The organism is Sphingobium sp. AP49 (assembly GCF_000281715.2).
GTDB lineage: Bacteria > Pseudomonadota > Alphaproteobacteria > Sphingomonadales > Sphingomonadaceae > Sphingobium.
Genome location: NZ_CP124576.1, coordinates 4,112,706 through 4,137,446 on the forward strand (window position 1 = coordinate 4,112,706; position 24,741 = coordinate 4,137,446).

The following is a 24,741-nucleotide window of genomic DNA, read 5'->3' on the forward strand; positions in this document are numbered from 1 at the left end:
GAGGGCTTATAGGCGTCGCCCTCATGTTTATCGCTTCCAGCGCGCCCAGATGGCGGTGGGGAGCAGCAGGCCGCGCGCTTCCTCGCGCACGGTCAGTTCACCCGCCTCGACCTCGCCGGGCAGGTCGGCAAAGGCCTGGCGCAGCAATTCGCCGATCGCCAGCGCCGACATGCGCACCGCATAGACGGTGAGGAACAGGAAGCGGCTGTCGGCATCGAGCAACTGGCGGCAATTGGCGATGAGACCGGGCAGATCCTCCTCCAGCCGCCACACTTCGCCGTCGGGGCCGCGGCCATATTTGGGCGGGTCGAGCAATATGCCGTCATAGCGGCGGCCGCGCCGCACTTCGCGCGCGACGAACTTGGCCGCATCCTCGACGATCCAGCGGATCGGCCGATCACCCATGCCCGACAGGTCGGCATTGGCCCGCGCCTGCGCCACCGATTTCTTCGACGCATCGACATGGACCATCCGCGCGCCGGCCGCCGACATGCCGAGCGTGCCGACGCCGGTATAGCCGAACAGGTTCATGACCTCGGCCTCGGGCTTGTCGGCCGTGCTGGTCCGCATGAAATCCCACACCGGCGCCATGTCGGGGAAGAAGCCGAGATGACGGAAGGGGGTGCAGCTCGACTGGAAGGTCACTTCCTTCCAGTGCAGCGGCCAGCCCTCGGCGGGGACCGGCTTGTCATAATACCAGCGGCCGCCGCCATCCTCGTCAGAGCCGGGGATGAATTCGCCGTCGGCGCGCCAGTCTTCGGTCGCCGGCGCCCACATCGCCTGCGGTTCAGGGCGGATGAAGCGGAAACGGCCATAGCGTTCGAGCTTGCGGCCATTGCCCGAGTCGATCAGGCCATAGTCGGACCAGGGTTCGCCGATGAGAGTCTTGAGTTCCATGGGGGCCTCATCGTCTCTTGCGCCGCTCCTGTCGAGAGGGGATCAGCCGCGCGGCGTCGCCCGTTCCGCGACATAGGCGGTCACCGCCTCGAACGTGCCGGGCAGCTTGGCATAGCTTTCCTCGCGCGCGAACAGGTCGCCAACCCGCGCAGGCAGCGGCGGCCGGGTGCCGGTCGCCCGCTCGACCGCGTCGCGGAACTTGGCAGCATGGGCGGTGGCCAGCGTCACCACCGGGATCGACGGATCGAGGTCGACATCGCGCGCGGCGGCCAGGCCAATGGCGCTGTGCGGATCGATGATCTGACCGGCGGCGTCAAACGCCCAGCGCATTGCCATGGTCATGCCGTCGGCATCGATCCGGGCGGAGGTGAACAGGTTTGCCGCGCCTTCGCGCTGCGCATTGGTGAGGCGCATCGCCCGGTTCGCCTCGAAACCCTGCATCTGCTGGGCGAGCGCAACGCCGTCACGGCCGCCGGCATCGAACAGCAGCCGCTCGAAATTGGAGCTGACCTGAATGTCCATGCTGGGCGTCGCGGTCGGCACGACCTGGCCCTGACTATAGTCGCCCTCCGACAAGGCGCGGTGCAATATGTCGTTGACGTTGGTCGCAACGATCAGCTTGGCGACCGGCAGGCCCATTTTCGACGCGACATAGCCGGCGAAGACATCGCCGAAATTGCCGGTCGGTACCGAGAAGGCGACCGGGCGTTCGGGCGCGCCCAGGCGCACGGCGGCGTAGAAATAATAGACGACCTGCGCCATCAGCCGCGCCCAGTTGATGCTGTTCACCGCCGACAGGTTGAAACGCGCCTTAAAGTCGGCGTCGTTGAACATGCGCTTCACCAGCGCCTGCGCATCGTCGAAGCTGCCGTCGATCGCGATGTTATAGACATTGGGCGCCAGCACCGTGGTCATCTGGCGACGCTGCACGTCGGACACGCGGCCCTCGGGATGCAGCATGAAGATGTCGACCTTCTCGCGGCCAGCGACCGCGTCGATCGCGGCCGATCCGGTGTCGCCCGAAGTGGCGCCGACGATGGTCAGATGGTCGTCGCGGCGCGACAGGAAACGCTCGAACAACTGGCCCAGCAGCTGGAGTGCGACATCCTTGAACGCCAGCGTGGGGCCATGGAACAATTCCAGCATCCAGTGGCGATGGTCGAGCTGGACCAGCGGCGTCACCGCGTCATGGCTGAACCGGCCATAGGCGGCGGTGCACAGCTCGCGCAGCTCCTCTTCGCTCAGCGATCCGGCGACAAACGGCGCCATGACCCGCACCGCGGTTTCGACATAGGAGAGGCCGGCAAGGGCGCGAATGTCGGCAGCGGAAAATTGCGGCCAGCTCTCCGGCACGTACAGGCCACCGTCGGACGCCAGGCCCGCCAGCGTGACATCTTCAAAACCGAGCGCCGGTGCGCTGCCCCTGGTGCTGACATATTGCATAATGGGAAAGCGCGGTAGCGACGCGGGCGCGCCGGGGCAAGTCTTTACGAAGGCCTTGGCGGCTCCGCATTGCGCCGACGCAGGACAAGCAGATAGATTATTGCTGCCAGCGCGGCAAAAATGAACCATTGCACCGCATAGGCGAGATGATTGTTGGGCACGTCGGCGGTGCTGGGCGGTGCCATGGGTTTCAGGCCCGGCGGTGCTGTGCGCGCAACCAGCATCGGCCGCAGCGGCATGGTCTTGCCACCGGCGCGCGCGATCAGCGAGCGATGATCGGGTTCCTGCGAGATCCAGCCCTCGACCTGTCCACCGGTCCAGGCCGGCTTGTCATCCGGCTTCTGGCCGACGCCGACCGCGACCAACGCGCCCGGACCTTCCGCGCCGGTCGTGCATTGGGCGATATGGCGATAGCCGGTCGATCCATCGGCGGCGCGCCCGGCCTCCACCTGCCAGCCGACGACGCGCAGGCAATGGACCGAGGACGGGCGGAACAGCAGTTCGTCGGGCACCGGCGGCATTTTGGGGAAGGCGACGGCCGGGCGCGACACGTTGGTCGCCGCCAGCGCCAGCATCATTTCCTTCTCGCCCCGCCGCTGCAACTGCCAGATGCCAAGCGCGATCATGACAGCGATCGCGACACATACAAGGATGGTCGGCAAGATCGGGATGCGCCGCCCGTTCATTCGCTGTCCTTCTCCACGATCCGGCCTTCCCGCGCATTTTTGCGATATTCCACCGTCAGCAGCGCCCCCTTGGCGACACGCAGGCTGCCGACCACGGCACCGGCGGTCAGCGGCGTCCAGAGCAGCAGGTGCAGCCATAGCGGAGGATGGACGGTCAGTTCCAGTGTCAGCGCCAGCGCGACCATGATCGCGCCGATAATGAGCGTCAGGAAAGCCGCCGGCCCGTCACCGACATTATATTGGCCATAATCCAGCCCGCACTGGCGGCAGCGCGACGCAAAACGCACCGGCCCGTCGAACAGGGTCGGTGCGCTGCAACGCGGGCAAAGGCCGCAGGCGGAGGCGACGAGCAGGTCGATGCCTGTCGCTTTCGCTGTCATCTTACCCCGGTCAGCCGCCGTGGACCGGCGCGCCCCAACCACCCCAGACATAGATGGCGGCGAACAGGAACAGCCATACCACGTCGACGAAATGCCAGTACCAGGCCGCCGCCTCGAAACCGAAATGCTGGCGCGGGGTGAAGTCCCCCTTATAGGCGCGAACCAGGTTCACGATCAGGAAGATGGTGCCAATGATGACGTGGAAGCCGTGGAAGCCGGTCGCCATGTAGAAGGCCGAGCTATAGGGCGACCCGCCGAACGGGAAGGGTGCATGGGCATATTCATAGGCCTGGATCGACGAGAAGAGCAGGCCCAGGATCACGGTGCACCACAGGCCCTTCTTCAGCCCCTCACGGTCGCCATGGATCAGCGCATGGTGCGCCCAGGTGACGGTGGTACCCGAGCAGAGCAGGATCAGCGTATTGAGCAGTGGCAGCTCGAACGCGTTCATCACCTCGATGCCCTTGGAGGGGAACATTCCCTCGATCGGCGCGAGTTGGCTGGGGAAGAGCGAGAAGTCGAAGAAGGCCCAGAACCAGCCGACGAAGAACATGACTTCGGACGCGATGAACAGGATCATGCCATAGCGCAGATGCAGCTGGACCACCGGCGTGTGATCGCCGGCATGCGCCTCGGCAATCACATTGCTCCACCAACTGAACATGGTGAAGAGAACCCCGGCCACGCCGATCAGGAAGATCCAGCCACCACCGGCAGGCATCGCGTCGGGATGCATCCACATGATCGCTCCCAGCGCCATCACCAGTGCCGACATCGAACCGAACAGCGGCCAGATGCTGGGCGGAAGGATATGATAATCGTGGTTCTTGGCGCCTGCCATGATGCTCTCTCTTCCCTGTCTTATCGCGTTTATTGTTGCATGCTTAGCTTGGCTGCTTCCCCTGCTCAACAGGGTAGAAGGTGTAGCTGAGCGTAATCTGTTGCGTGTCCTTGTTGTCGGGATCCTGCAAAATCTTGGGATCGACATAATAGATCACCGGCATCCGCACTTCCTCGCCGGGCTGCAGCGTCTGCTGGGTGAAGCAGAAACACTGGATCTTGGTGAAATAAGCGCCCGCCTGGGTCGGCGTGACGTTGAAGCTCGCCGTGCCGGTCACCGGCTTGTCGGACAGGTTCTTGGCAATGAAAATCGCCATGTCGCGGGCGCCGATCGTCACCGTGTCGGTCGGATGTTCCGGCCGGAACTGCCAGGGCATGCCGGGCTGGACATTGGAATCGAAGCGGATCGACATGGTCCGCCCGGCGACTGGCGTCAGCTTGACGTCGGCTGCAGCACGTTGGGTCGTGCCACCGAAACCGGTCGCCTGACAGAAGATGCGATAGAGCGGAACCGACGCAAAGCCCAGGCCAAGCATCGCCAGACCGATCACTGCCATCGCCACCAGCGTCCACTGATTGCGACGGGCGCGATCGAAGGGAGACGGCGGCAGCGTCGCCATCAATGGCCGCCGCTGATCTTCGCGATCGTGATCGCGTAGAAGAGGATGACCAGTCCGGCAAGCAGCAGGCCGGTCACGATCGCCCGCGATTTCTGCCGCGCGCGCACCTGATCCTGATCCGGCCCCTTTTCTTCTGGCGTCATGCCAGCAACCAGCGGTCGACGACCACTGCCCCGAACAGCAGGAAGAGATAGAGGATCGAATATTTGAACAGCCGCTTTTCCGGCGCCATCCGGGCCGGATCGCTCTCACGCCGGCGATAGACCTGGAATGCCATGACGGCGAACAGCGCGGTGCCCAGCAGCGCAGTCGTGCCATAAATAGCCCCCGTCAGATGCAACAGCACCGGGGCCAGCGCGGCGGCGGCCATGATCGCGGTATAGAAGCAGATCTGGCGCCGGGTCGCGACCTCGCCCGAAACGACGGGCAGCATCGGGATACCGGCAGCGGCATAATCGGTCTTCACGAACAGCGCGAGCGCCCAGAAATGGGGTGGCGTCCAGAAGAAGATGAGCATGAACAGCGCCACCGGCAATGCGCTGATGTCGCCCGTCACCGCCGCCCAGCCGATCACCGGGGGGAAAGCCCCGGCTGCGCCGCCGATGACGATATTCTGCGCCGTCCGGGGCTTCAGCCAGATGGTGTAGATGAAAACATAGAAGAGGATCGAGACGGCGAGCACGGCTGCGGCCAGCCAGTTGGTCGCCATGCCCATCAGGATTACCGAGAAGAAGGACAGGCCGACGCCGAAATGCAGCGCCGTCTGCCGCTCCATCCGTCCGGCGGGCAGCGGCCGGTTGGCCGTGCGCTTCATCTTGGCGTCGATATCCGCTTCCCACCACTGGTTGAGCGCGGCGGCAGCGCCAGCACCCAACGCAATGCACAGGATCGCGGTAAAGCCCAGCACCGGATGGATATGACCGGGGGCGGCAAGCAGCCCGCACAGGCCGGTGAAGACGACCAGCGTCATCACCCGCGGCTTGGTCAGCGCGACGAAATCGCGCCAATGGGCAGGCAATGCGGGCACGACGGCCCCGGGCGTAAGCGGCGAACTGGCCATAATCTCCTCTTCGAGTCAGCCGGCGCCCCATACAGGCCCCGACCGATTCCGGCAAATGGACAGACGGTCCTACCCCCTGCCCCGCCTGAGAACGGCGCGCCCGGTGCGAACCGGGCGCCCGTCATGGCTATCAGTCGATGACCGGCAGGGTCTCGAACTGGTGATAGGGCGGCGGGCTGGTCAGCGTCCATTCCAGCGTCGTCGCGCCTTCGCCCCAGGGATTGCCGACCGCCTTCTTGCCGGCCGCCAGCGACCAGATCAGGTTGATGAAGAAGATCAGCATACCCGCTGCCATGATCTCATAGCCGTGGCTGGCGATCTTGTTCCAATAGGCGAAGGCTTCGGGATAATCAGGATAGCGGCGCGGCATGCCCGACAGACCCAGGAAGTGCATCGGGAAGAACAGCACGTTCACGCCCACGAAGAATACCCAGAAGTGCAGGTGGCCCAGGAATTCGTTGTACATCTTGCCCGACATTTTCGGGAACCAATAGTAGAAGCCGGCGAACAGGCCGAACACCGCGCCCAGCGACAGCACATAATGGAAGTGCGCCACGACATAATAGGTGTCGTGCAGCACGTCATCGACACCGCCATTGGCCAGCACGACGCCGGTCACGCCGCCTACGGTGAACAGGAAGATGAAGCCGAGCGCCCACATCATCGGAGTCTTGTAGCTGATCGAGCCACCCCAGATGGTGGCGATCCACGAGAAGATCTTGATGCCGGTCGGCACCGCGATGACCATCGTCGCGGCGGTGAAATACATCTTCACATTCACCGACATGCCGGTGGTGAACATGTGGTGCGCCCAGACGACGAAGCCGACCACGCCGATCGCGACCATGGCATAGGCCATGCCGAGATAGCCGAACACCGGCTTTTTCGAGAAGGTCGACACGATCTGACTGACGATGCCGAAGCCCGGCAGGATCATGATATAAACTTCGGGATGACCGAAGAACCAGAAGAGATGCTGGTAGAGTTCGGGATCGCCACCGCCGGCGGCATCATAGAAGGTCGTGCCGAAATTGCGGTCGGTCAGCAGCATGGTGATGGCGGCTGCCAGGACCGGCAGCGCCAGCAGCAGCAGGAAGGCGGTAACCAGCACCGACCAGACGAACAGCGGCATCTTGTGCAGGGTCATGCCCGGCGCACGCATGTTCAAGATGGTGGTGATGAAGTTGATCGCGCCCAGGATCGAGCTGGCGCCCGCGATATGCAGCGACAGGATCGCCATGTCGACGGCCGGCCCGGCCGAACCGCTGGTCGACAGCGGCGCATAGACGGTCCAGCCGGTGCCCGCACCATTGCCGGTGCCGCCGGGCACGAAGGTGCTCCCGAGCAGCAGGGCGAAGGCGGGGATCAGCAGCCAGAACGAGATATTGTTCATGCGCGGGAAGGCCATGTCCGGCGCGCCGATCATGATCGGCACGAACCAGTTGCCGAAGCCGCCGATCATCGCGGGCATCACCATGAAGAAGACCATGATCAGACCATGGGCGGTGATCAGCACGTTCCAAAGATGATAGGCTTGGTCCAGCGTCGCCGCGGGACCGTCGCTCCACTGTGCCCAGAGATGCAGATACTGGATGCCCGGCTGCGCCAGTTCGGCGCGCATCAGGCCCGAAATGCCACCGCCGATGATACCGGCGATGATCGCGAAGATCAGATAGAGGGTGCCGATGTCCTTGTGATTGGTGGACATGAACCAGCGCTGGAAGAAGGCCGGCTTGTGATCGGCGTCATGATGATCATGGGCGTGATCGCCATGATGATCGCCATGATGATCGGCTGTGATGGTGGTCATGACGTTCCTACCCCTCGATCAAATCTTTTTATCGGCCGTGGCGGGCGCGGCGTCAGCCGTCTTCTCCGCCGCAGCCCCCTGCAGCTTGCCGCCCTGCGAGAGCACCCACTGGTCGAACTGCGCCGGCGGCAGCGCCTCGATCGCGATCGGCATGAAGCCATGGCGCGCGCCGCACAGTTCCGAACATTGGCCATAATAGACGCCCGGCTTCTCGATGGTGAAGCTCTTCTCGTTAAGGCGTCCCGGAACGGCATCCATCTTCACCCAGAGCGAAGGCACCGCGAAGCTGTGAATGACGTCCGCGCCGGTGATGATCAGCTTGATCGGACGGCCGACCGGCAGCACCAGCCGATTGTCGGGCGACAGCAGATAGGGCTCGCCATTGGCGGCCGCCTGTTCCTTGGTCTGCATGTTCGACACGAATTCGGGAATGCCGGCGTCGGGATATTCATAACCCCAATACCATTGATAGCCGGTGACCTTGACCGTCAGCGCATCCTTGGGCGCGGGCTTATACTGGTCCGCCAGCAGGCCGATCGAGGGAATCGCGATCACCAGCAGGATAAGGACCGGCACCAGCGTCCAGATCACCTCGATCAGGGTGTTGTGCGACGTTTTCGACGGTACGGGGTTGGCGCTCGCGCGGAATTTCCACATCGCATAGAGCATCAGGAGCAGCACGAAAATGGAGATCGCGAAGATCAGCGGCAGCAGCATCTTGTCGTGCAGCCAGCGAGCGGTGTGGCCGGTGGAGGTAAATTGTTCCTGCAGCGTATATTCGCCAGGCTTGGGCATGCCGATGCCTTCGGTCGGCTTCATCCGCGGCGGCGCGGCGACCTTGGCCGCCGGGGCCGTTTCCGCGGCGGCGGGGGCGGCGGCGTTGGCGGGCGATTCGGCCGGAGCGGCGCCATTGTCTGCCGTCACGGCGGCAGCGGCATTATCCTGTGCCAGAGCAGGACCACTCATCGCCGTCGCTGGAGCCAATGCCAGCAAGCCGGCTAGAACGAGCGATTTCACCTTTTTCATAGCCTCATCTACCCCTAACCCCTTGTTGCCGCTGCAACGATCAACGTCCGCTTGTCGCGCCGTTCCCGCCCGTTCGATCTGTCGCGGCTTATAGGCATGGATTTTTCGTGCCTCAACCCATGATGGACCAGATTTTCTTCCTAGTTGCAACGCCCCCCGCTCCCGCCTATCTCGCTCTCCGCGCGCGAAAGCGCGATCATGGGCTTGTCATGCCCATGGGGTAGATGGGTTGGGGGATCGATTCCCCCCACAGCGCGTAATTGGAACAGGGTGGAATGACCGACGAAGAAGTATTGGCAGAATTTCGGGCAGCAGGTGCGCTGCTCGAAGGACATTTCATCCTGTCGTCGGGCCGCCGCAGCGCCAATTATCTCCAGTGCGCCCGCGTGCTGATGAATGCCGAGCGCGCTGGCAAGCTCGCCCGCGCAACCGTGCAGCAGTTGCCCCGCGAACTGCGCCAGGACATCGACCTGGTCGTCTCGCCGGCGATGGGTGGCCTGATCATCGGCCATGAAGTCGGCCGCGCGCTGGACAAGGATGCGGTGTTCCTGGAACGACCCGAGGGCGTGTTCGAGCTGCGTCGCGGCTTCAGCATATCGCCGGGGCAGAAAGTCCTCATGGTCGAAGACGTCGTCACCACCGGCCTGTCCTCGCGCCAGGCGATCGAAGCGGTCGAGAAGGAAGGCGGCATCGTCGTCGCGGAAGTCGCCTTGGTCGATCGTTCGGCCGGCGAAGTGGACCTGGGCGTCCCCTTCTTCCCGTTGGTGAGCATCAATTTCCCGGTCTATGATGCCGACGCATTGCCGCCCGAACTGGAAGCGGTGCCGGCAATCAAACCGGGCAGCCGGAAGGCCTGATCCCATGACCTCCCCCGTACCGCTGCGCCTGGGTGTCAACATCGATCATGTTGCGACCATCCGCAACGCGCGCGGGGGCGAACATCCCGATCCGGTCAAGGCCGCATTGCTTGCGGTGAAGGCCGGCGCCGACGGCATCACGGCCCATCTGCGCGAAGACCGTCGCCATATCCGCGATGCGGACATCGCGACATTGATGGCGGCCCTCAACGTCCCCCTGAACCTGGAAATGGCGGCAACGCAGGAGATGCTGGACATCGCGCTGCGGCATAGTCCACACGCTGCCTGCATCGTCCCGGAAAAGCGGGAGGAACGCACAACCGAGGGCGGCCTCAATGCGGCCGGCCAGTTCGATATGCTACGCCCGATCGTCGGCGCCCTGAATGACGCCGGCATTCGTGTCAGCCTGTTCATCGAGGCGGACGCTGCCCAGATCGACGCCGCGATCCAGCTTGGCGCGCCCGTGATCGAATTTCACACCGGCGCCTATGCCCATCTGACCGGCGAGGCCCGCGCGGTCGAGCTGCGCCGCATTGCCGACGCCGCCGCGCTCGCCGCCAAGAACGGCATCGAGCCGCATGCCGGCCATGGCCTGACCTTCGACAATGTCGCGCCGATCGCCGCCATCCCGCAGATCGCCGAACTCAATATCGGCCATTTCCTGATCGGCGAGGCGATCTTCGGCGGGCTGGAAGCCAGCATCCGCGAAATGCGCCGCCAGATGGACCTGGCGCGGTGAAGGCAACCAGGGCGTGATCATCGGCCTCGGCTCCGACCTCTGCAATATCGAGCGGATCCAGAATTCGCTTGATCGCTTCGGAGACCGGTTCGTCCAGCGCGTCTTCACCGATGTCGAGCGGGCCAAGGCTGAACGCCGCCCCTTCACCAAGGCGGGCACGCTGGCCAAGCGCTTCGCCGCCAAGGAAGCCTTTTCCAAGGCGGTCGGCACGGGCTTCAAGGCCGGAGTGTTCATGAAGGATATCGGCGTCGTCAACGCGCCTAGCGGCGCCCCCACTTTGGCGCTGACCGGCGGCGCAGCCGAACGGCTGGCGTCGATGGTGCCGGCAGGTTACAAGCCGGTCATTCACCTGACGCTCACGGACGATCATCCATGGGCGCAGGCCTTCGTCATCATCGAGGCGCTGCCGCTTTGAACGGGCCGCCCTCCCCATCCGAGCTTTCCCCATCCATGACGGCAGTCGACATGACCGAAACCGACCCCCTGCCCCCCGCCGCGCCCGAAACTGTAGCCGACAAGAGCGCGGTCAACTGGTGGCATGAGGTGAAGAGCATCGTCCTGCTCATCCTCGCCGTGCTGGCCTTCCACAGTTTCGTCGCCAAGCCCTTCTACATCCCATCGGAATCGATGATGCCGGTGCTGCTGAAGGGCGACCGGCTGGTGGTCAGCAAATTCCCCTATGGCTGGTCCTATGTCAGCCCCAGTTTCCATCCGCTGCCTTTCCTGAAGGGCCGTATCCTGGGTCATCTGCCCGAGCGTGGCGACATTGTTATCGTCAGCCCGCAGAATCGGCGCGAGGATTATATCAAGCGCGTCATCGGCCTGCCCGGCGACATCATCGAGGTGCGCGGCGGCCAGGTGATCCTGAACGGCGTGCCGGTGCCGCAGAAGGTGCTCAAGCCCCTGCGCATCCCGGTCGACGGCAATGCCCCCTGCCCGCCGATGCAGTTCCCCGGCGCGCTGGTGACCGACAAGGCCGGCAAAAGCTGGTGCGAACTGCCGGTGCGGCAGGAAGTGCTCCCCAACGGCAAGACCTATGTCACGATCGACATGGGGCCGAGCGCGCTCGACTGGTATGGCCCGGTCCGCGTGCCCGCCGACCATGTCTTCCTGATGGGCGACAATCGCGACAACAGCGCCGACAGCCGCGCCCCGCTGGAGGAAAATGGCCTGGGCGGCCCGGTGCCGTGGGAAGCCATCGGCGGCCGCGCCGAATTCATCACCTTCAGCCTAGACGGCGATTCGAGCTGGAATCCGATCAGCTGGCTCCATGCCTTCCGCGCCGGCCGCGCCGGGAACAGCCTGCGCCCACAGAGCGTTACCGAAGCGAAATAGTCCATAGTATCTAGCAGGGGGTTCCGGGTTTGAGCGACGCGCAGCAGCATATCGAGCAACCCGGCCCCAGCGAATTGCGCAGCCCGCTGGTCCAGCATGAGATGAAGCGGGCAGGCGTGTGGTTCGCGATGGCGATCGGCATTGCGTTGGTCGTGCTGCTAGCCCAACCGATCATGCTGATCCTGGGTGCACTGGTCTTCACCACCATGATGGACGGCGGCACCCGCCTGCTCGGCCGCGTGCTGCCGATCGGCCGGGGCTGGCGCCTGACGATCGTGCTGCTCGCCGTCGTCGCCTTCCTGGCCTATACCTTCTACCTTACCGGCTCCAGCCTCGCCGCACAGGCACAGGCCATGCGCACGATCGTGGAAGCGCAGGTGGAACGGGTCGGCGGCTGGATGCAGCAACTGGGTATCAGCACGACGCCCGAAGACCTCAAGAGCCTAGCCCAGCAGGCGATGAGCTCCATGGGGCGCGTCACCGCTGCGGTCGGCACCGCCGTCGGCGCCATCACCAGCGGGGTCATGATGCTGGTGCTGGCCATCTTCATTGCGGTCGAACCCAAACTCTATGAACGTGGCGTCGCCTGGATGCTGCCGATGAACAAGCGCGCCCAATTCTATACGGTCGCCGACAAGATGGCCTTCACATTGCGCCGGCTGATGTTCGGGCGGCTGATCGGCATGACCGTGGAGGGCGTGGGCGTATGGCTGCTGCTCTGGGTCGGCGGCGTGCCGATGGCAGGGCTGCTCGGCATTCTCACCGGCCTACTCGCCTTCCTTCCCAATATCGGGGCGATCATCTCGGGCGTGCTGATCATCCTGGTCGGCTTTTCCGGGGGCACCCATACCGGCCTCTATGCCTTTGGCGTCTATATGGCGGTGCAGATCATCGACGGCTATCTGATCGTGCCCATGGTCGCCAAGCGCGCGACCGACCTGGCGCCGGCGCTGGTGCTGGCGGCGCAGATCTTGCTCGGCGCCCTGTTCGGCATCATGGGCCTGTTCCTGGCCGATCCGATCGTCGCCATGATCAAGGTCTATCTGGAAGAACGGTCGAAAGCTCTAGCCGGGCAGACCATCCTGAAAAGCGACGATAAAAGCGACGATTGACGAATGCTTGCCGGAACGTAACGATCGTTCCTGCGCTTCTATCCTAAAAGCGAAAGGAGAGAATGGCATGACCGTGGCGATGGAGCAGCAGAAGAAGCTGCATTTCGAACTGACCAATGTCGGCATGCGGGCTCAGGCGACCGCCGCCGGGATGGTCCAGCTTTGCCGGGAACTGCATCGTGCCGGCATCCTCGACAATGATGCGCTGGAACGGATCAAATCGGCGATCGCCGACGATATCGATGTCGGTGCCCCGAGATCCGTGTCCTGCGCCGAATATCGGCGCGACGTGAAGGCGCGACTCGATCGCCTGTTCACCGGCGAGGAAAGGATTGGCAGCGCCGAAGGACTGGCCTTCCCGCCTTCAGCGTCCGGCGACCAGGCCAGCCTTTGACCGCACAAGAAAAAGGGCCTGGAAACCAGGCCCTTTTCTACTCTCGGATCGATCGGATCAGTTGCCCGGCATGCCCTGCGGGACGGCGCCCTGCGGCATGCCACCCTGCATCTGCTGCATCCGCTGCTGCATCTGCATGATTTCCGCGCGCGACTTGAAGTCGTGCAGCTGGACATCGAACACCAGCACCGAATTGGCCGGGATCGGCCCGGCGGCCTGTTCGCCATAGCCAAGCTGCGGCGGAATCCACAGGCGATATTTGCCGCCCTTCTTCATCTTCTGCAGGCCTTCCGAGAAGCCCGGCACGACGCCGTCGATCGGCATCGGCGTCTGCGGATTCTCGTCGAACACGGTGCCGTCAAGCAGTGTGCCCTTATAGCCCACCAGTGCAACGTCGGCGGTCGTCGGGCTCGGCCCGCTGCCTTCCTCCAGCACCTTGTATTGCAGGCCCGATTCGGTCGTCACCACGCCACTGGCATGGGCGTTCTGCGACAGGAAGGCCGCCGGCGATGCTTCCACGCCCTGCTGCCCGGCCCAGGCCAGCCCGCCGGCCGCCAAAGCGATCGCAGCGACACCGATCCAGAGACGCGTCAGCGACCCCTTGGCAATAGGACGAAGGGGGACAGCCGTCGTGGACATGGGCGAACGCCTCGCAATGAAGTCAGGAAAGTCAGCAGAAGGCCAGGACGACCGCAGACCGGTCGCCCTGGAAACAGCAGTCCTTAACGGACGCCGTCGCGCTCGGCGCGCTTGCGCTCCAGCTTGCGGGCGCGACGGACAGCAGCAGCCTTTTCGCGCGCACGCTTTTCCGAGGGCTTCTCGTAGTGACGACGCAGCTTCATTTCGCGATACACGCCTTCACGCTGCAGCTTCTTCTTGAGCGCGCGGAGGGCCTGGTCGACATTGTTGTCGCGAACGATGATCTGCATAAGTCCGTCAATCTCCAATCGAAAACGGGCGGATCGCCAGGAATGAAACCCTCCCGACGGGCCGACCGAATATAAAAATCCGTGAGTCGCCACAGGTCACCCTGAGGCATGTGGGGCGCGCCCTACCAGCAGAGTCGGGCAAATTCAACCCCTGCAGGGCTTTCCCGCCCTTTCCCTCGACAGAATGCGTCGAGCGGAGGATAGTGGTGTCCATAATATAAAGGAGGATGGCCATGGCAAGTGCCGCCAGACAGCCCGACATGTCGCCCGCCGAATGGGAGGCGCGCCAGCAGCTCGCCGCCTGCTACCGTATCTTCGACCATTTCGGCTGGTCGGAACTGATCTACAATCATATCACCCTGCGCGTGCCCGATGAGGATAATGCCTTCCTCATCAACCCGTTCGGCCTGCTTTACAGTGAAGTCAGGGCGTCCAACCTGGTCAAGATCGACATTGACGGCCATGTGCTGGACGGCAGCCCCTATCCGGTCAATCGCGCCGGCTTCACCCAGCATAGCGTCTTCCACCGGCACCTGCCCGACGCCCATTGCATCATCCACACCCATACGACGGCGGGCATGGCGGTCAGCGCCACGCAGGAGGGGTTGCGGCCGATCAATTTCTACGCCGCCGCCTTTGCCGGCCGGATCGCCTATCATGAATTTGAAGGCGTCACGATCCGGCCGGAGGAAGGGGAAAGGCTGATCGCCAATCTGGGCGCGCGGCGAATCATGATGCTGCGCAACCATGGCACGCTGGTGATGGCCAAGAGCCTGCCCGAAGCCTTCCTGATGCAATGGATGCTCCAGCGCGCCTGCGAGATTCAGGTCGCGGCCTGCGCCGCCGGTACGCCGGTGGAGATCCCGGCCGACGTCATCGCCGTGCATCAGCGCGATCTCGCCGGCGTGCAATTGCCGGTCGGCGTCGGCGTGCCGGATTTCCAGGCGATGGTCCGCCTGATCGACCGCACCGACAAGAGCTGGCGGGACTAGGCGCCCCGCCTTCCCCGCCTCTGTCCGCTTGCCGCGGACGAAGGCGGATCAGCCCTTGCCGAATCCCCCACCGCCGGGCGTCTCGATCACGAAGACGTCGCCCGGTGCCATCTCGGCCGATCCGGTCGCGCCCAGCATCTCGATCCGGCCATCGCCACGCTCGACCCAATTCCGCCCGAGGCCGCCGGGCGCGCCACCCTCCAGCCCGAAGGGCGGCACGCTGCGCCGGTTGGCGAGGATGCCGGCCGTCATATCCTCCAGGAAGCGGATGCGGCGCAGCCCGCCATTGCCGCCATGATGCGCGCCCGTGCCACCCGATCCGGCCCGGATGGAAAATTCCTCCAGCAGCACCGGGAATCGGCTTTCCAATATTTCGGGGTCGGTCAGGCGGCTGTTGGTCATGTGGGTCTGCACTACATCGGCGCCGTCGAAATCCGGCCCGGCGCCCGATCCGCCCGAGATCGTCTCATAATATTGGTGGCGCGCATTGCCGAAGGTGAAGTTGTTCATCGTCCCCTGCGCGCCCGCCATCACGCCCAGCGCGCCAAACAAGGCGTCGGTGACGACCTGGCTGGTCTCGACATTGCCGGCGACCACTGCCGCGGGATAGCGCGGCCGTAGCAGCGATCCCTCCGGCACCACCAAAGTCATGGGCTTGAGGCAACCGTCATTCATCGGCACGGCTTCGTCCACCAGCGTGCGCACGACATAGAGCAGGGCCGCGCGCGCGACCGACAAAGGCGCGTTGAAATTGCCCGGCAGCTGGTCCGACGTGCCGGTGAAATCCACCGTCGCGCCGCGCGCCGCCCGGTCGATCGTCACGCTGACGACCACCTCCGCCCCATTGTCCATCGCATAGCGATAGTGCCCGTCGGACAGGCGATCGATCAGCCGGCGCACCGCTGCCTCGGCCTGATCCTGCACATGGCCCATATAGGCGGCCACGACATCGGCACCATAATCGCCGCTGATCCGCTGCAACTCGGCCGCGCCCTTGGCACAGGCGGCGATCTGGGCGGACAGGTCGGCGATATTCTGGTCGACATTGCGCGAAGGCCAGCGGCCAGAACCCAGCAAGGCGCGCAGATCGCCCTCCAGGAAGCGGCCCTGATCCACCACCAATATATTGTCGAGGACGATGCCCTCTTCCTCGATGCTGCGGCTGTCGGGCGGCATCGAGCCGGGCGAGATGCCGCCAATATCGGCATGATGGCCGCGCGCCGCGACGTAGAAGGCGGGCGCGCCCGCCGTCTCATCGACGAACACCGGCATCACCACCGTCACGTCGGGCAGGTGCGTGCCGCCATCATAGGGGGCGTTGAGCGCATAGACGTCGCCCGGCAGCATGCCGCGCCCATCGATCGCCCGGCCATCGGCGCCGATCCCGCGCCGGCGCATGACCGCGCGGATGCTCTCCCCCATGCTGCCCAGATGAACCGGCATGTGCGGCGCATTGGCGACCAGATTGCCGACCGCGTCGAACAGGGCGCAGGAGAAATCCAGACGCTCGCGAATATTGACCGAGGAGGCGCTGTGCTGGAGCGCAGCACCCATTTCCTCGGCGATCGCCATGAACAGGCCGCCCATCACCTCCAGCCGGACCGGATCGACGGCGGTACCGTCATCGGCGGCGGGCGCCGGGCGCGGCGCATGGCGGGTCAGCACCAGATTGCCGATCACATCGAGCCGCGCGCGCCAGCCCGGCTCGACCACCGTGGTCGACACCGGATCGCTGATCAGCGCCGGGCCATCGACGACGCTGTCCAGCGTCAGTCCGGCCCGGTCGAACACCGGTGCCTGCGCGCGCGCCAGCATCACCTGCGCCAACGGCGCGGCCGCCTGGGTCGCGATGGTCGCCACCTTGCCCATATCCTCGGCGGTCGGCGCGATCGCCTCGACCCGCACCATGTCGACCAGCACCGTGCCGGTGCCGCCATAGCCGAAGCGGGCCTGATATTGTGCCTCGAAATCGGCCAGCATCGCCGCCCGATCACCCAGCATCACGTCGAACAGGCTGTCGGTGCCATCATAGCGCAGCCGCAGCACCGTCTCGCTCCGTTCCGCCTCCGGCAGGTCGGCGCGCGCCTGCGCCGCCAGCTCGGCGATCGCCGCCGCCAGCAGATCGGTGCCCGCATCGTCCAGCGGCAGCGCCAGCGTCCGCTCGCGCACCGCGCGCCGGTCGGCCAGGCCCATGCCATAGGCCGACAGGACGCCGCCCAGCGGATGGATCATCACCCGATCCATGCCCAAGGCATCAGCGACCAGACAGGCATGCTGCCCGCCCGCCCCGCCAAAGCTCGCAAGCGTATAGCGCGCCACATCATGACCGCGCGCGACCGAGATGCGTTTGATCGCATTGGCCATGCTGGCAACAGCAACGGCGATGAAGCCCTGCGCCGCCTCCTGCGCGCTCATCACCCGGCCGGTCTGTGCCTCCACCTGCGCACAGATGTCGGCAAAGCGCGCCTCGACTGCGGCCCGGTCGAGCGCCTGGTCGCCCTTGGGGCCGAACAGGCTGGGGAAGAAATCGGGCTGCACCTTGCCCAGCATGACATTGCAGTCGGTGATGGTCAGCGGCCCGCCGCGCCGGTAGCAGGCCGGTCCCGGCACCGCGCCAGCCGATTCCGGGCCGACGCGAAAACGCCCGTCGACCACCGAACAAATGGAGCCGCCGCCCGCCGCGATGGTATGAATACGCATCATCGGCGCGCGCAGCCGCACGCCCGCCACCCGCGCCTCATTGTCGCGTTCGTAGCTGCCGGCATAATGGGACACATCGGTCGACGTGCCGCCCATGTCGAAACCGATCACCTCACCAAAACCTGCCTGCTCGGCGGTGCGGGCCAGGCCGACGATGCCGCCGGCCGGGCCGGACAATACCGCATCCTTGCCGCGGAACAGGTCGCCCCGCGTCAGCCCGCCATTGGACTGCATGAACAGCATGTCGGCGTCCTCGCCGAGCGCAGCACCCAGCGCGTCGACATAGGCCCGCAGCACCGGCGAGAGATAGGCGTCGGCCAGCACCGTATCGCCCCGCCCGACCAGCTTGATCAGCGGCGCGACCTCATGGCTGACCGAGATCTGGGTAAAGCCGATCTGCCGCGCGATCCGCGCCAGCGCCTGCTCATGGGCAGGATAGCGATAGCCATGCATCAGCACGATCGCGACCGCGCGCAGCCCGGCATCATGGCCGCGCTGCAACGCCGCCTGCGCCGCTGCCTCGTCCAGCGGCGTCAGGATGGTACCATCCTGCATTACCCGCTCGTCCATCTCAACGACATCGGCATGGAGCGGCGGCAGCAGGTCGATCCGCCGCGCGAACAGGTCCGGCCGGTCCTGATAGCCGATGCGGATCGCGTCGCGGAAACCCTTGGTAATCGCCAGCAGCACCGGCTCGCCCTTGCGCTCCAGCAGCGCATTGGTGGCGATGGTCGTGCCGATCCGCAGCGTGCAGGGCGGGATCGGCCCGGCGCCCGCGCCGGTCAGCCGCCGGATCGCCTCGACCGCCGCGTCGGCATAGCGCTCGGGGTCGCTCGACAGCAGCTTGGCGGTGTGAAGAACCCCTTGCGGGTCGCGTGCCACCACATCGGTAAAAGTGCCGCCGCGGTCGATCCAGAATTGCCATTGCATGCCCCGCCTGATGGCCGCGCTACAAGTGGTTGGCAAGCCGCTTGGCGTCCATTGCCACGCTTGCCAACGTATCGCACAATTGCTGACATTATGATGGAACGTAATTGCTATGCGGCGGCAGATACGCCCCGCGCTATAATGGCGCTGCTTTTTCCCATCGCTGCTGTTCTTGCGGTGATATGGGACCTAGGCGCCAAAGGTTTCAGCGTTCGCGAATATCCTGAACTGTTGATTACGGGACACTTATCCTGGTTCAGACAAGGCGTCGGCTGGCTCGCCCTGCTCCTGTGGGTGCTGCGCTATTATCCACCCGCTTGGATTGCATTATGGCATGGTCGATGTCTTGTCACGGCCGACCAATCCACATTCTTCATTGCAGGATCGCCTCCCATCGACCGTGCGCAGATCATATCTGTTCGGTTGCGTCGCGGTCTTCTGAGAAAAGACCTTGAGATAAAAACCGCAGACCGTGCGGTTGCCATTTCCCAAATTTTTCTGCGCACAACATCCGAACTCCCACTAGACACGCTGATGCAGCAAAAATCATGAAGATCGCCTATTTCCAGAAGCTAGCCAGCTTGCGCACCGATGCCTCGGCAGCTTCGCGATCGGGCGTCTCGTTGGCATCGCCATAGCCGAACCAGTCGTCCTGCCCGACCTCCTGCACCACGATCCCGTCGCGCCGGGCCAGCATCGCCAGCTTGTCATGATAGACGCCATAGGTGGCGCCCGCCTGCGGGATGAGCCAGGCAATCTGGCCGCGCACCGGCACGATGCTCTCATCCCGCCACAACGCCCGCGCGCCATAGCCGGTGCAGTTGATGACGGTCTTTTGCTTCAGCCGCGTCACGTCGTTAGGTTCGTGGAGCTCCATTGGCACGATGCGGCCGCCGCCGATCAGGAAATCGTTGGTCAATTGATGGGCGAGGTCGGCGACATTGAAGGTCAGCGAACTGCTGCGCCGCGCCCGCTCGGTGCGGAAGGGATGCGTGCCCGGCGCCAGTTCGACCGATCGCGGCATGATGTCATGCAGTCGATCCTCCAGCCGGATGAAGCGATCGGGCCGCTCCGGCATCACCATCTCGACGGCGGGTGCGACGGCCGGGCCGTCCGACAGCATATAACGGTCGGTCCATTCCACCGGATCGCCCGGCAGACCGAGCAGCCCCTGATAGAAAGCAAAGGATCGCCGTGCCATCACCTCCCAGCGATCGCCAAAGCCGGCATCGACCCCGCCCGCCATCGCGATCCGGGAATCAGGCGACCAGGTGCCGGTTGCCCGCGCCGATCGGACATCGGGAAATTGCTCCTTGGCATAGATGGTCACCTTCGCGCCCGCCCGCTGGGCGGTGAGCGCGGTGGTAAGGCCGATCGCGCCAGCGCCGATCACGGCAATATCCGTCATCCCTTCCGCCAGCGCCAGGCCGACCGCGACTTCGGCCGATCCCCAGGACAAGGACCAGCCGCTGCCGCCATGGCCATAATGATGAACGACCCGCTTGCGCCCGACCGGCTCGATCGCGATGCGCGGGCCGGCCGCGCGGAAGGGCCGCAGGCAGACGGTGATGCGAAAGATGCGGTCGGGCGTCGCGCGGATCGGCTCCAGCCCGGCGAGAGGATCGAACAGGGCGGCCGCATCGGCGCCCGCCGCCAGCGACAAGGCCCCCATGCCACCCAGTCCGTGGGTAAGAAATCGCCGCCTATCCATGGCTTCCGCCTCTCCTTGTGCCGGCCTATTCGTTCCTGCCAACGAAAGAGCCAAGCATATCCTCAACGCATTGAGCCTGAACAGATATAGCGGCTTGCTCACGCCCGGCGATTTCCGCATTAAGCAGCGATGCCAGCCATACGCCCCGAACGTTCCATCGTCATATTGCTGCTGGCATTGATCATCGTCGTCATCGCCGTGAGCGGAACCTTCTGGCTCTATCGCAGCCAGCAAACCGGCATCGGCTGGGTGAACCACACATTGCGTGTGGAAAATCGCCTGTCAGTCATCCTTTCGCGCGTGCAGGCTGCCGAAAGTAGCCAGCGCGGCTATATGTTGACGCGTCAGGAGCCATTTCTGGCCCCGTTCGAGGATTTCAAGGCCGGGTGGCGCGGCGAGATCGCGAGCCTGCGTGTCGACGTGCGCGATAATCCCGTGCAGGTCCAGGCAGTGGACGCGCTGGGCGCTATGCTGGACCGACGGCTGACGCTGATGCAGGGCGGCGTAGATCTCCGGCGACGGGGTGGTGCAGTAGACCCCAACGCTTTTGCGCCCGGCCTGGCCGCCATGGCCCAGATTCGCGCCCAGATCGAACAGATGAAGCTGCGCGAGGAATTGCTGCTGCGTGTCCGCAGCATCGAGGCCAGCCGGCTCAACATCTGGGTGACCGCCAGTCTGGCCGTCAGCGCAGCATTCGTCATCATCCTGGGTATGCTTGCATTGCGAACCGCCCGGCGGCGGATGGAAGAAGCGCTGGAGAGCGAGCGGGCCTTGAGCGAAGCCAATGCGCGCCTGGTCGCGGAAGCCCAGGAACGCCAAGCCGTCGAAGCGCAAGTCCGACAGCTGCAAAAGATGGAATCGATCGGCCAGTTGACTGGCGGGATCGCACATGATTTCAACAATATGCTGGCGATCGTCATCGGGTCGCTCGACATGGTGCGGCGCCGGTTGACCCCCGACACCGATGCCCGAGTAGCGCGCGGCATCGACAATGCGACCGAGGGCGCGCAGCGCGCCGCCCAATTGACCTCCCGGCTACTTGCCTTTTCCCGCCAGCAGCCGCTCGACCCGCAACCGACCGACGTCAACAAGCTGGTCGGTGGCATGTCCGAAATGCTGCGCCGGACGATCGGCGAAACGGTGCGGGTGGAAACCGTGTTGGCCGGCGGCCTCTGGCGCGCCAGCATCGATTCGGGCCAGCTGGAAAGCGCCATCCTCAATCTGTGCGTCAATGCCCGCGACGCGATGCCGGGCGGCGGCCGGCTGACTGTCGAAACCGGCAACGCCCATCTGGACGATGCCTATGCCACCGCCCATGCCGAAGTGCTGGCCGGACAATATGTCATGGTATCGGTGACCGACAGCGGTACCGGTATGCCCGCCGAGGTGGTCGAGCGCGCCTTCGATCCCTTTTTCACCACCAAGGGCGTGGGCAAGGGCACCGGCCTCGGCCTCAGCCAGGTGTTCGGCTTCGTGAAACAGTCGCGCGGCCATGTGAAAATCTATTCCGAACCCGGCCAGGGGACGGTCATCAAAATCTATCTGCCGCGCCACTATGGCGCCGACATGATGGATGCCCCTGCCCGCACCGCACCAGTGGAACTGCCCCGCGCCCGGGGCGAGGAAATTATCCTGGTGGTGGAGGACGAAGAACGGGTCCGCCACATGTCAGTCGATTCCCTGCGCGAACTGGGTTATGTCATCGTCCAGGCGTCGGATGGCGAACAGGCGCTGGCGATGCTGGCAATCCAGCCGCGCATCGACCTGTTGTTCACCGATATCGTCATGCCCGGCATCAATGGTCGCATCCTGGCTGACCGCGCCCGTGAACAACGACCTGACCTCAAGGTCCTCTACACAACAGGCTATACCCGCAACGCCATCGTCCATAACGGCATGCTCGATCCAGGCGTTGCCTTTCTTGCCAAGCCCTTCACATTTGATCAGTTGGCCGCGAAGGTACGACAGGTGCTGGACGAAGGCACGATCTGACCATTTTCGGCCGCTTTGCCTGATCAAGATTATGGACGGCCGCCGCAAAAGAACATATCAGGAACGATATGTCGGCTGTATCCATCCCGCAAAAGCTCGAAATCCTTGCCGATGCCGCCAAATATGATGCGTCCTGCGCCTCGTCCGGCACGACCAAGCGGGATTCGCGCGACGGCAAGGGCATAGGCTCGACCGAAGGCATGGGCATTTGCCATGCCTATGCGCCCGACGGCCGCTGCATCTCGCTGCTGAAAATCCTGCTGACCAACAGCTGCATCTTCGACTGCCATTATTGCATCAATCGCCGGTCGAGCGATGTCCGTCGCGCCCGCTTCACCGCGCGCGAGGTGGTCGATCTCACGCTCAGCTTCTATCGCCGCAACTATATCGAGGGGCTGTTCCTCTCCTCCGGCATCATCCGCTCGTCCGACTATACGATGGAGCAGATGGTCGAGGTCGCCCGCAGCCTGCGCGAGGATCATGAGTTTCGCGGCTATATCCATTTGAAGACCATTCCCGACGCCGATCCGGAACTGCTGCGTCAGGCAGGGCTGCATGCCGACCGGCTGTCGATCAACGTCGAACTGCCGACCGAACCGGGCCTCAAGCGCCTGGCCCCCGAGAAGGACGGCGGCCGGATCGAGGACGCGATGGCGCAGATGCGCAGCCAGATGGACGATATGGGCGACGCCCGCCGCAAATATCGCCACGCCCCGCGCTTTGCCCCGGCCGGCCAGTCGACCCAGATGATCGTCGGCGCCGATGCCGCCGACGATCGCGCCATCATCCAGCGGGCGAGCAGCCTCTATGACCGGCACCAGCTGCGCCGCGTCTATTACAGCGCCTTCTCCCCCATCCCCTCGCCCAGCAGCGTGCTGCCGCTCCAGCGTCCGCCGCTGATGCGCGAACATCGGCTCTACCAGTCGGACTGGATGATGCGCTTCTACGGCTATTCCGCCACGGAGATCGCCGCCGCGACCGACAGGGACAGCGGCTGCCTGCCGCTCGACATCGATCCCAAGCTCGCCTGGGCGTTGCAGCATCGCGCCAGCTTCCCGGTCGACGTCAACCGCGCACCACGCGAACTGCTGCTGCGCGTGCCCGGCCTGGGGGTGAAGGCGGTCGACCGCATCCTTGCCAGCCGCCGCCATCGCCGGCTGCGGCTGGAGGATGTCGCGCGCCTGACCACATCGATCGTCAAGCTGCGCCCCTTCCTCATCACCGCCGACTGGCGCCCGGTCCAGTTGGCCGACCGAGTCGATCTGTCCGCGCAGTTGCGGCGTCCGGCCACGCAGATGGAACTTTTTTAAGGGGAAGCGAGGCAATTTTGCGGTTGATCGCAAGCACGGTTCATGAAACTCTTGTAACACGATCAGCAAGGGGATCGGGACTTTGGCGACACTTTTCGACATTCAGGCCACCGGGCGCAGCGGCACCGGCTTTGCCAAGCGGATCAGCACCCACCTTGCGGCCGCCCTTGTCGTCTTCTGCCTGCTTCAGATCTTCATCGTCGCCAAGATGGGCGGCTCGCTGGTCCTGCACCTCGGCGTCATCATCGCGATCGGCGGTTTCGCCATCGCCGCGCGCGCGCTCGAACATCGCTGGCAGATGCTCGACCATAGCGGCCTGTCCCATGCCGGGCTGCGCCTGCGCTTCCGGCGCGACCTGCTTCAGCTCTGGGCCACCAGCCTGTTGGGCGCGCTGCTCTGGATTCCGGTCGCGATCATCTTCCACGCGCTGTTCGGCTAGGCGCCGGACCCTTTCCGCCCAATTCTCGTTTCCTCCTTCATCGCTTGAAGGAGGATTGCCCGTGGCCGACGCCAATATCTTCGATCGCCTGAAACAGGATCATGACGCCCATCGCCAGCTGTTCGCCAAGATGGCGGAAGCCATGCGCGAAAAGGATGACGAACGACTGGAAAAGCTGTTCGACCAGTTCAAGGTCGAAGTGACCGCCCATGCCGCCGCCGAGGAGGAAACCCTCTACGCCACCATGCTCGCCCAGCCGGACCTGCGCGAGGACGCCCAGCACAGCGTGTCCGAGCATAAGGAAATCGACGATTATCTGGAGGAACTGGACGGCCTCAAATTCAACGGCGACGCCTGGCGCCGCACCTTCGACCAGCTCAAGAAACGCTATCTCCACCATATCGACGAGGAAGAGGAGGAGATGTTCCCGGCCGCGGCCAAGGAACTGAGCAAGGCCAAGGAGCAGGAACTGGCGAAGCTCTTCGCCAAGCGCAAGCCCGCCGAACTGGCCCGCGCCGAGGCGGAGGACTGACCGGACCACC

Annotated in this window: 26 protein-coding genes; 12 read left to right on the forward strand and 14 right to left on the reverse strand. The window is 64.4% G+C overall.

From position 1 onward, the window contains the following. Positions 1 to 27: 27 nt before the first annotated feature. The 10 genes from PMI04_RS19395 to coxB form a co-directional block, all read right to left on the reverse strand. A complete protein-coding gene (locus PMI04_RS19395) occupies positions 28 to 897 on the reverse strand; it encodes a class I SAM-dependent methyltransferase (RefSeq protein WP_007710282.1) in 870 nt (289 codons plus the stop codon). Positions 898 to 939: 42 nt separating this feature from the next. After that, positions 940 to 2,340, reverse strand: coding sequence for a threonine synthase (gene thrC, locus PMI04_RS19400; protein ID WP_007710279.1), 1,401 nt, complete (start codon positions 2,338 to 2,340; stop codon positions 940 to 942). A gap of 44 nt (positions 2,341 to 2,384) precedes the next feature. Then, on the reverse strand, positions 2,385 to 3,026 hold the full coding sequence (locus tag PMI04_RS19405; protein ID WP_007710277.1) for an SURF1 family protein: 642 nt from the start codon (positions 3,024 to 3,026) through the stop codon (positions 2,385 to 2,387). Further along, positions 3,023 to 3,406 carry a DUF983 domain-containing protein gene (locus PMI04_RS19410; protein ID WP_007710276.1) on the reverse strand — a complete coding sequence of 128 codons (384 nt, stop codon included), beginning with the start codon at positions 3,404 to 3,406 and terminating at the stop codon, positions 3,023 to 3,025. Before PMI04_RS19410 ends, PMI04_RS19405 begins: the two co-directional genes overlap by 4 nt. Positions 3,407 to 3,416: 10 nt before the next feature. Continuing rightward, positions 3,417 to 4,247 carry a cytochrome c oxidase subunit 3 gene (locus PMI04_RS19415; protein WP_007710260.1) on the reverse strand — a complete coding sequence of 277 codons (831 nt, stop codon included), beginning with the start codon at positions 4,245 to 4,247 and terminating at the stop codon, positions 3,417 to 3,419. A gap of 43 nt (positions 4,248 to 4,290) precedes the next feature. Continuing rightward, positions 4,291 to 4,866 carry a cytochrome c oxidase assembly protein gene (locus tag PMI04_RS19420; RefSeq protein WP_007710258.1) on the reverse strand — a complete coding sequence of 192 codons (576 nt, stop codon included), beginning with the start codon at positions 4,864 to 4,866 and terminating at the stop codon, positions 4,291 to 4,293. Continuing rightward, complete coding sequence (locus tag PMI04_RS19425; protein ID WP_007710257.1) at positions 4,866 to 5,009, reverse strand: hypothetical protein; 144 nt, start codon at positions 5,007 to 5,009, stop codon at positions 4,866 to 4,868. Before PMI04_RS19425 ends, PMI04_RS19420 begins: the two co-directional genes overlap by 1 nt. Next, positions 5,006 to 5,926 carry a heme o synthase gene (locus PMI04_RS19430; protein ID WP_007710255.1) on the reverse strand — a complete coding sequence of 307 codons (921 nt, stop codon included), beginning with the start codon at positions 5,924 to 5,926 and terminating at the stop codon, positions 5,006 to 5,008. Before PMI04_RS19430 ends, PMI04_RS19425 begins: the two co-directional genes overlap by 4 nt. A 130-nt stretch (positions 5,927 to 6,056) precedes the next feature. Next, entirely contained in the window at positions 6,057 to 7,736 is a 1,680-nt protein-coding gene (gene ctaD, locus PMI04_RS19435; RefSeq protein WP_007710253.1) for a cytochrome c oxidase subunit I, read from the reverse strand. 18 nt (positions 7,737 to 7,754) lie between these two features. Beyond that, positions 7,755 to 8,762 carry a cytochrome c oxidase subunit II gene (gene coxB, locus PMI04_RS19440; protein ID WP_007710251.1) on the reverse strand — a complete coding sequence of 336 codons (1,008 nt, stop codon included), beginning with the start codon at positions 8,760 to 8,762 and terminating at the stop codon, positions 7,755 to 7,757. A gap of 275 nt (positions 8,763 to 9,037) precedes the next feature. Here coxB and pyrE point away from each other — a divergent pair, with 275 nt between their 5' ends. From pyrE to PMI04_RS19470, 6 genes are all read left to right on the forward strand, one after another. Further along, on the forward strand, positions 9,038 to 9,619 hold the full coding sequence (pyrE, locus tag PMI04_RS19445; protein WP_007710249.1) for an orotate phosphoribosyltransferase: 582 nt from the start codon (positions 9,038 to 9,040) through the stop codon (positions 9,617 to 9,619). Positions 9,620 to 9,623: 4 nt separating this feature from the next. After that, positions 9,624 to 10,358: a pyridoxine 5'-phosphate synthase gene (locus tag PMI04_RS19450; RefSeq protein ID WP_007710240.1), complete on the forward strand. Its 735-nt coding sequence runs from the start codon at positions 9,624 to 9,626 to the stop codon at positions 10,356 to 10,358. A 13-nt stretch (positions 10,359 to 10,371) separates the two neighbouring features. After that, positions 10,372 to 10,773, forward strand: a complete 402-nt coding sequence (gene acpS, locus PMI04_RS19455) for a holo-ACP synthase (RefSeq protein ID WP_007710239.1) — start codon at positions 10,372 to 10,374, stop codon at positions 10,771 to 10,773. Between the two features lie 35 nt (positions 10,774 to 10,808). Next, positions 10,809 to 11,693, forward strand: coding sequence for a signal peptidase I (gene lepB / locus PMI04_RS19460; RefSeq protein WP_007710237.1), 885 nt, complete (start codon positions 10,809 to 10,811; stop codon positions 11,691 to 11,693). Positions 11,694 to 11,722: 29 nt separating this feature from the next. Further along, positions 11,723 to 12,805: an AI-2E family transporter gene (locus PMI04_RS19465; RefSeq protein ID WP_007710235.1), complete on the forward strand. Its 1,083-nt coding sequence runs from the start codon at positions 11,723 to 11,725 to the stop codon at positions 12,803 to 12,805. Positions 12,806 to 12,872: 67 nt separating this feature from the next. Continuing rightward, on the forward strand, positions 12,873 to 13,199 hold the full coding sequence (locus PMI04_RS19470; protein ID WP_007710234.1) for a hypothetical protein: 327 nt from the start codon (positions 12,873 to 12,875) through the stop codon (positions 13,197 to 13,199). A 57-nt stretch (positions 13,200 to 13,256) separates the two neighbouring features. Here the strand turns inward: PMI04_RS19470 and PMI04_RS19475 are convergent, their stop codons facing one another. Further along, positions 13,257 to 13,838, reverse strand: a complete 582-nt coding sequence (locus PMI04_RS19475; RefSeq protein WP_007710229.1) for an FKBP-type peptidyl-prolyl cis-trans isomerase — start codon at positions 13,836 to 13,838, stop codon at positions 13,257 to 13,259. A gap of 83 nt (positions 13,839 to 13,921) precedes the next feature. Then, entirely contained in the window at positions 13,922 to 14,128 is a 207-nt protein-coding gene (gene rpsU / locus PMI04_RS19480; RefSeq protein ID WP_004208618.1) for a 30S ribosomal protein S21, read from the reverse strand. 233 nt (positions 14,129 to 14,361) lie between these two features. Between rpsU and PMI04_RS19485 the strand changes: the two genes are divergently transcribed. After that, positions 14,362 to 15,120, forward strand: a complete 759-nt coding sequence (locus PMI04_RS19485; RefSeq protein ID WP_007710228.1) for a class II aldolase/adducin family protein — start codon at positions 14,362 to 14,364, stop codon at positions 15,118 to 15,120. 48 nt (positions 15,121 to 15,168) lie between these two features. On the opposite strand, the gene PMI04_RS19490 is transcribed toward PMI04_RS19485, so the two are convergent. Further along, on the reverse strand, positions 15,169 to 18,750 hold the full coding sequence (locus PMI04_RS19490; protein ID WP_007710227.1) for a hydantoinase B/oxoprolinase family protein: 3,582 nt from the start codon (positions 18,748 to 18,750) through the stop codon (positions 15,169 to 15,171). A 90-nt stretch (positions 18,751 to 18,840) separates the two neighbouring features. Between PMI04_RS19490 and PMI04_RS19495 the strand changes: the two genes are divergently transcribed. After that, positions 18,841 to 19,299, forward strand: coding sequence for a hypothetical protein (locus PMI04_RS19495; protein ID WP_157178120.1), 459 nt, complete (start codon positions 18,841 to 18,843; stop codon positions 19,297 to 19,299). A 7-nt stretch (positions 19,300 to 19,306) separates the two neighbouring features. Here PMI04_RS19495 and PMI04_RS19500 read toward each other — a convergent pair whose 3' ends face one another. Further along, on the reverse strand, positions 19,307 to 20,458 hold the full coding sequence (locus PMI04_RS19500) for an FAD-dependent oxidoreductase (protein WP_007710226.1): 1,152 nt from the start codon (positions 20,456 to 20,458) through the stop codon (positions 19,307 to 19,309). A 129-nt stretch (positions 20,459 to 20,587) separates the two neighbouring features. On the opposite strand from PMI04_RS19500, the gene PMI04_RS19505 reads away from it, so the two are divergent. From PMI04_RS19505 to PMI04_RS19520, 4 genes are all read left to right on the forward strand, one after another. Continuing rightward, positions 20,588 to 22,450, forward strand: coding sequence for a CHASE3 domain-containing protein (locus tag PMI04_RS19505; RefSeq protein ID WP_007710225.1), 1,863 nt, complete (start codon positions 20,588 to 20,590; stop codon positions 22,448 to 22,450). Positions 22,451 to 22,518: 68 nt separating this feature from the next. Beyond that, the gene (locus PMI04_RS19510) at positions 22,519 to 23,760 is read left to right on the forward strand and encodes a putative DNA modification/repair radical SAM protein (RefSeq protein ID WP_007710222.1); all 1,242 of its coding nucleotides are present in this window, start codon (positions 22,519 to 22,521) and stop codon (positions 23,758 to 23,760) included. Positions 23,761 to 23,842: 82 nt separating this feature from the next. Continuing rightward, positions 23,843 to 24,199 carry a hypothetical protein gene (locus PMI04_RS19515; RefSeq protein WP_007710219.1) on the forward strand — a complete coding sequence of 119 codons (357 nt, stop codon included), beginning with the start codon at positions 23,843 to 23,845 and terminating at the stop codon, positions 24,197 to 24,199. 61 nt (positions 24,200 to 24,260) lie between these two features. Continuing rightward, positions 24,261 to 24,731, forward strand: coding sequence for a hemerythrin domain-containing protein (locus PMI04_RS19520; RefSeq protein WP_007710214.1), 471 nt, complete (start codon positions 24,261 to 24,263; stop codon positions 24,729 to 24,731). The last annotated feature ends 10 nt before the right edge of the window (positions 24,732 to 24,741 follow it).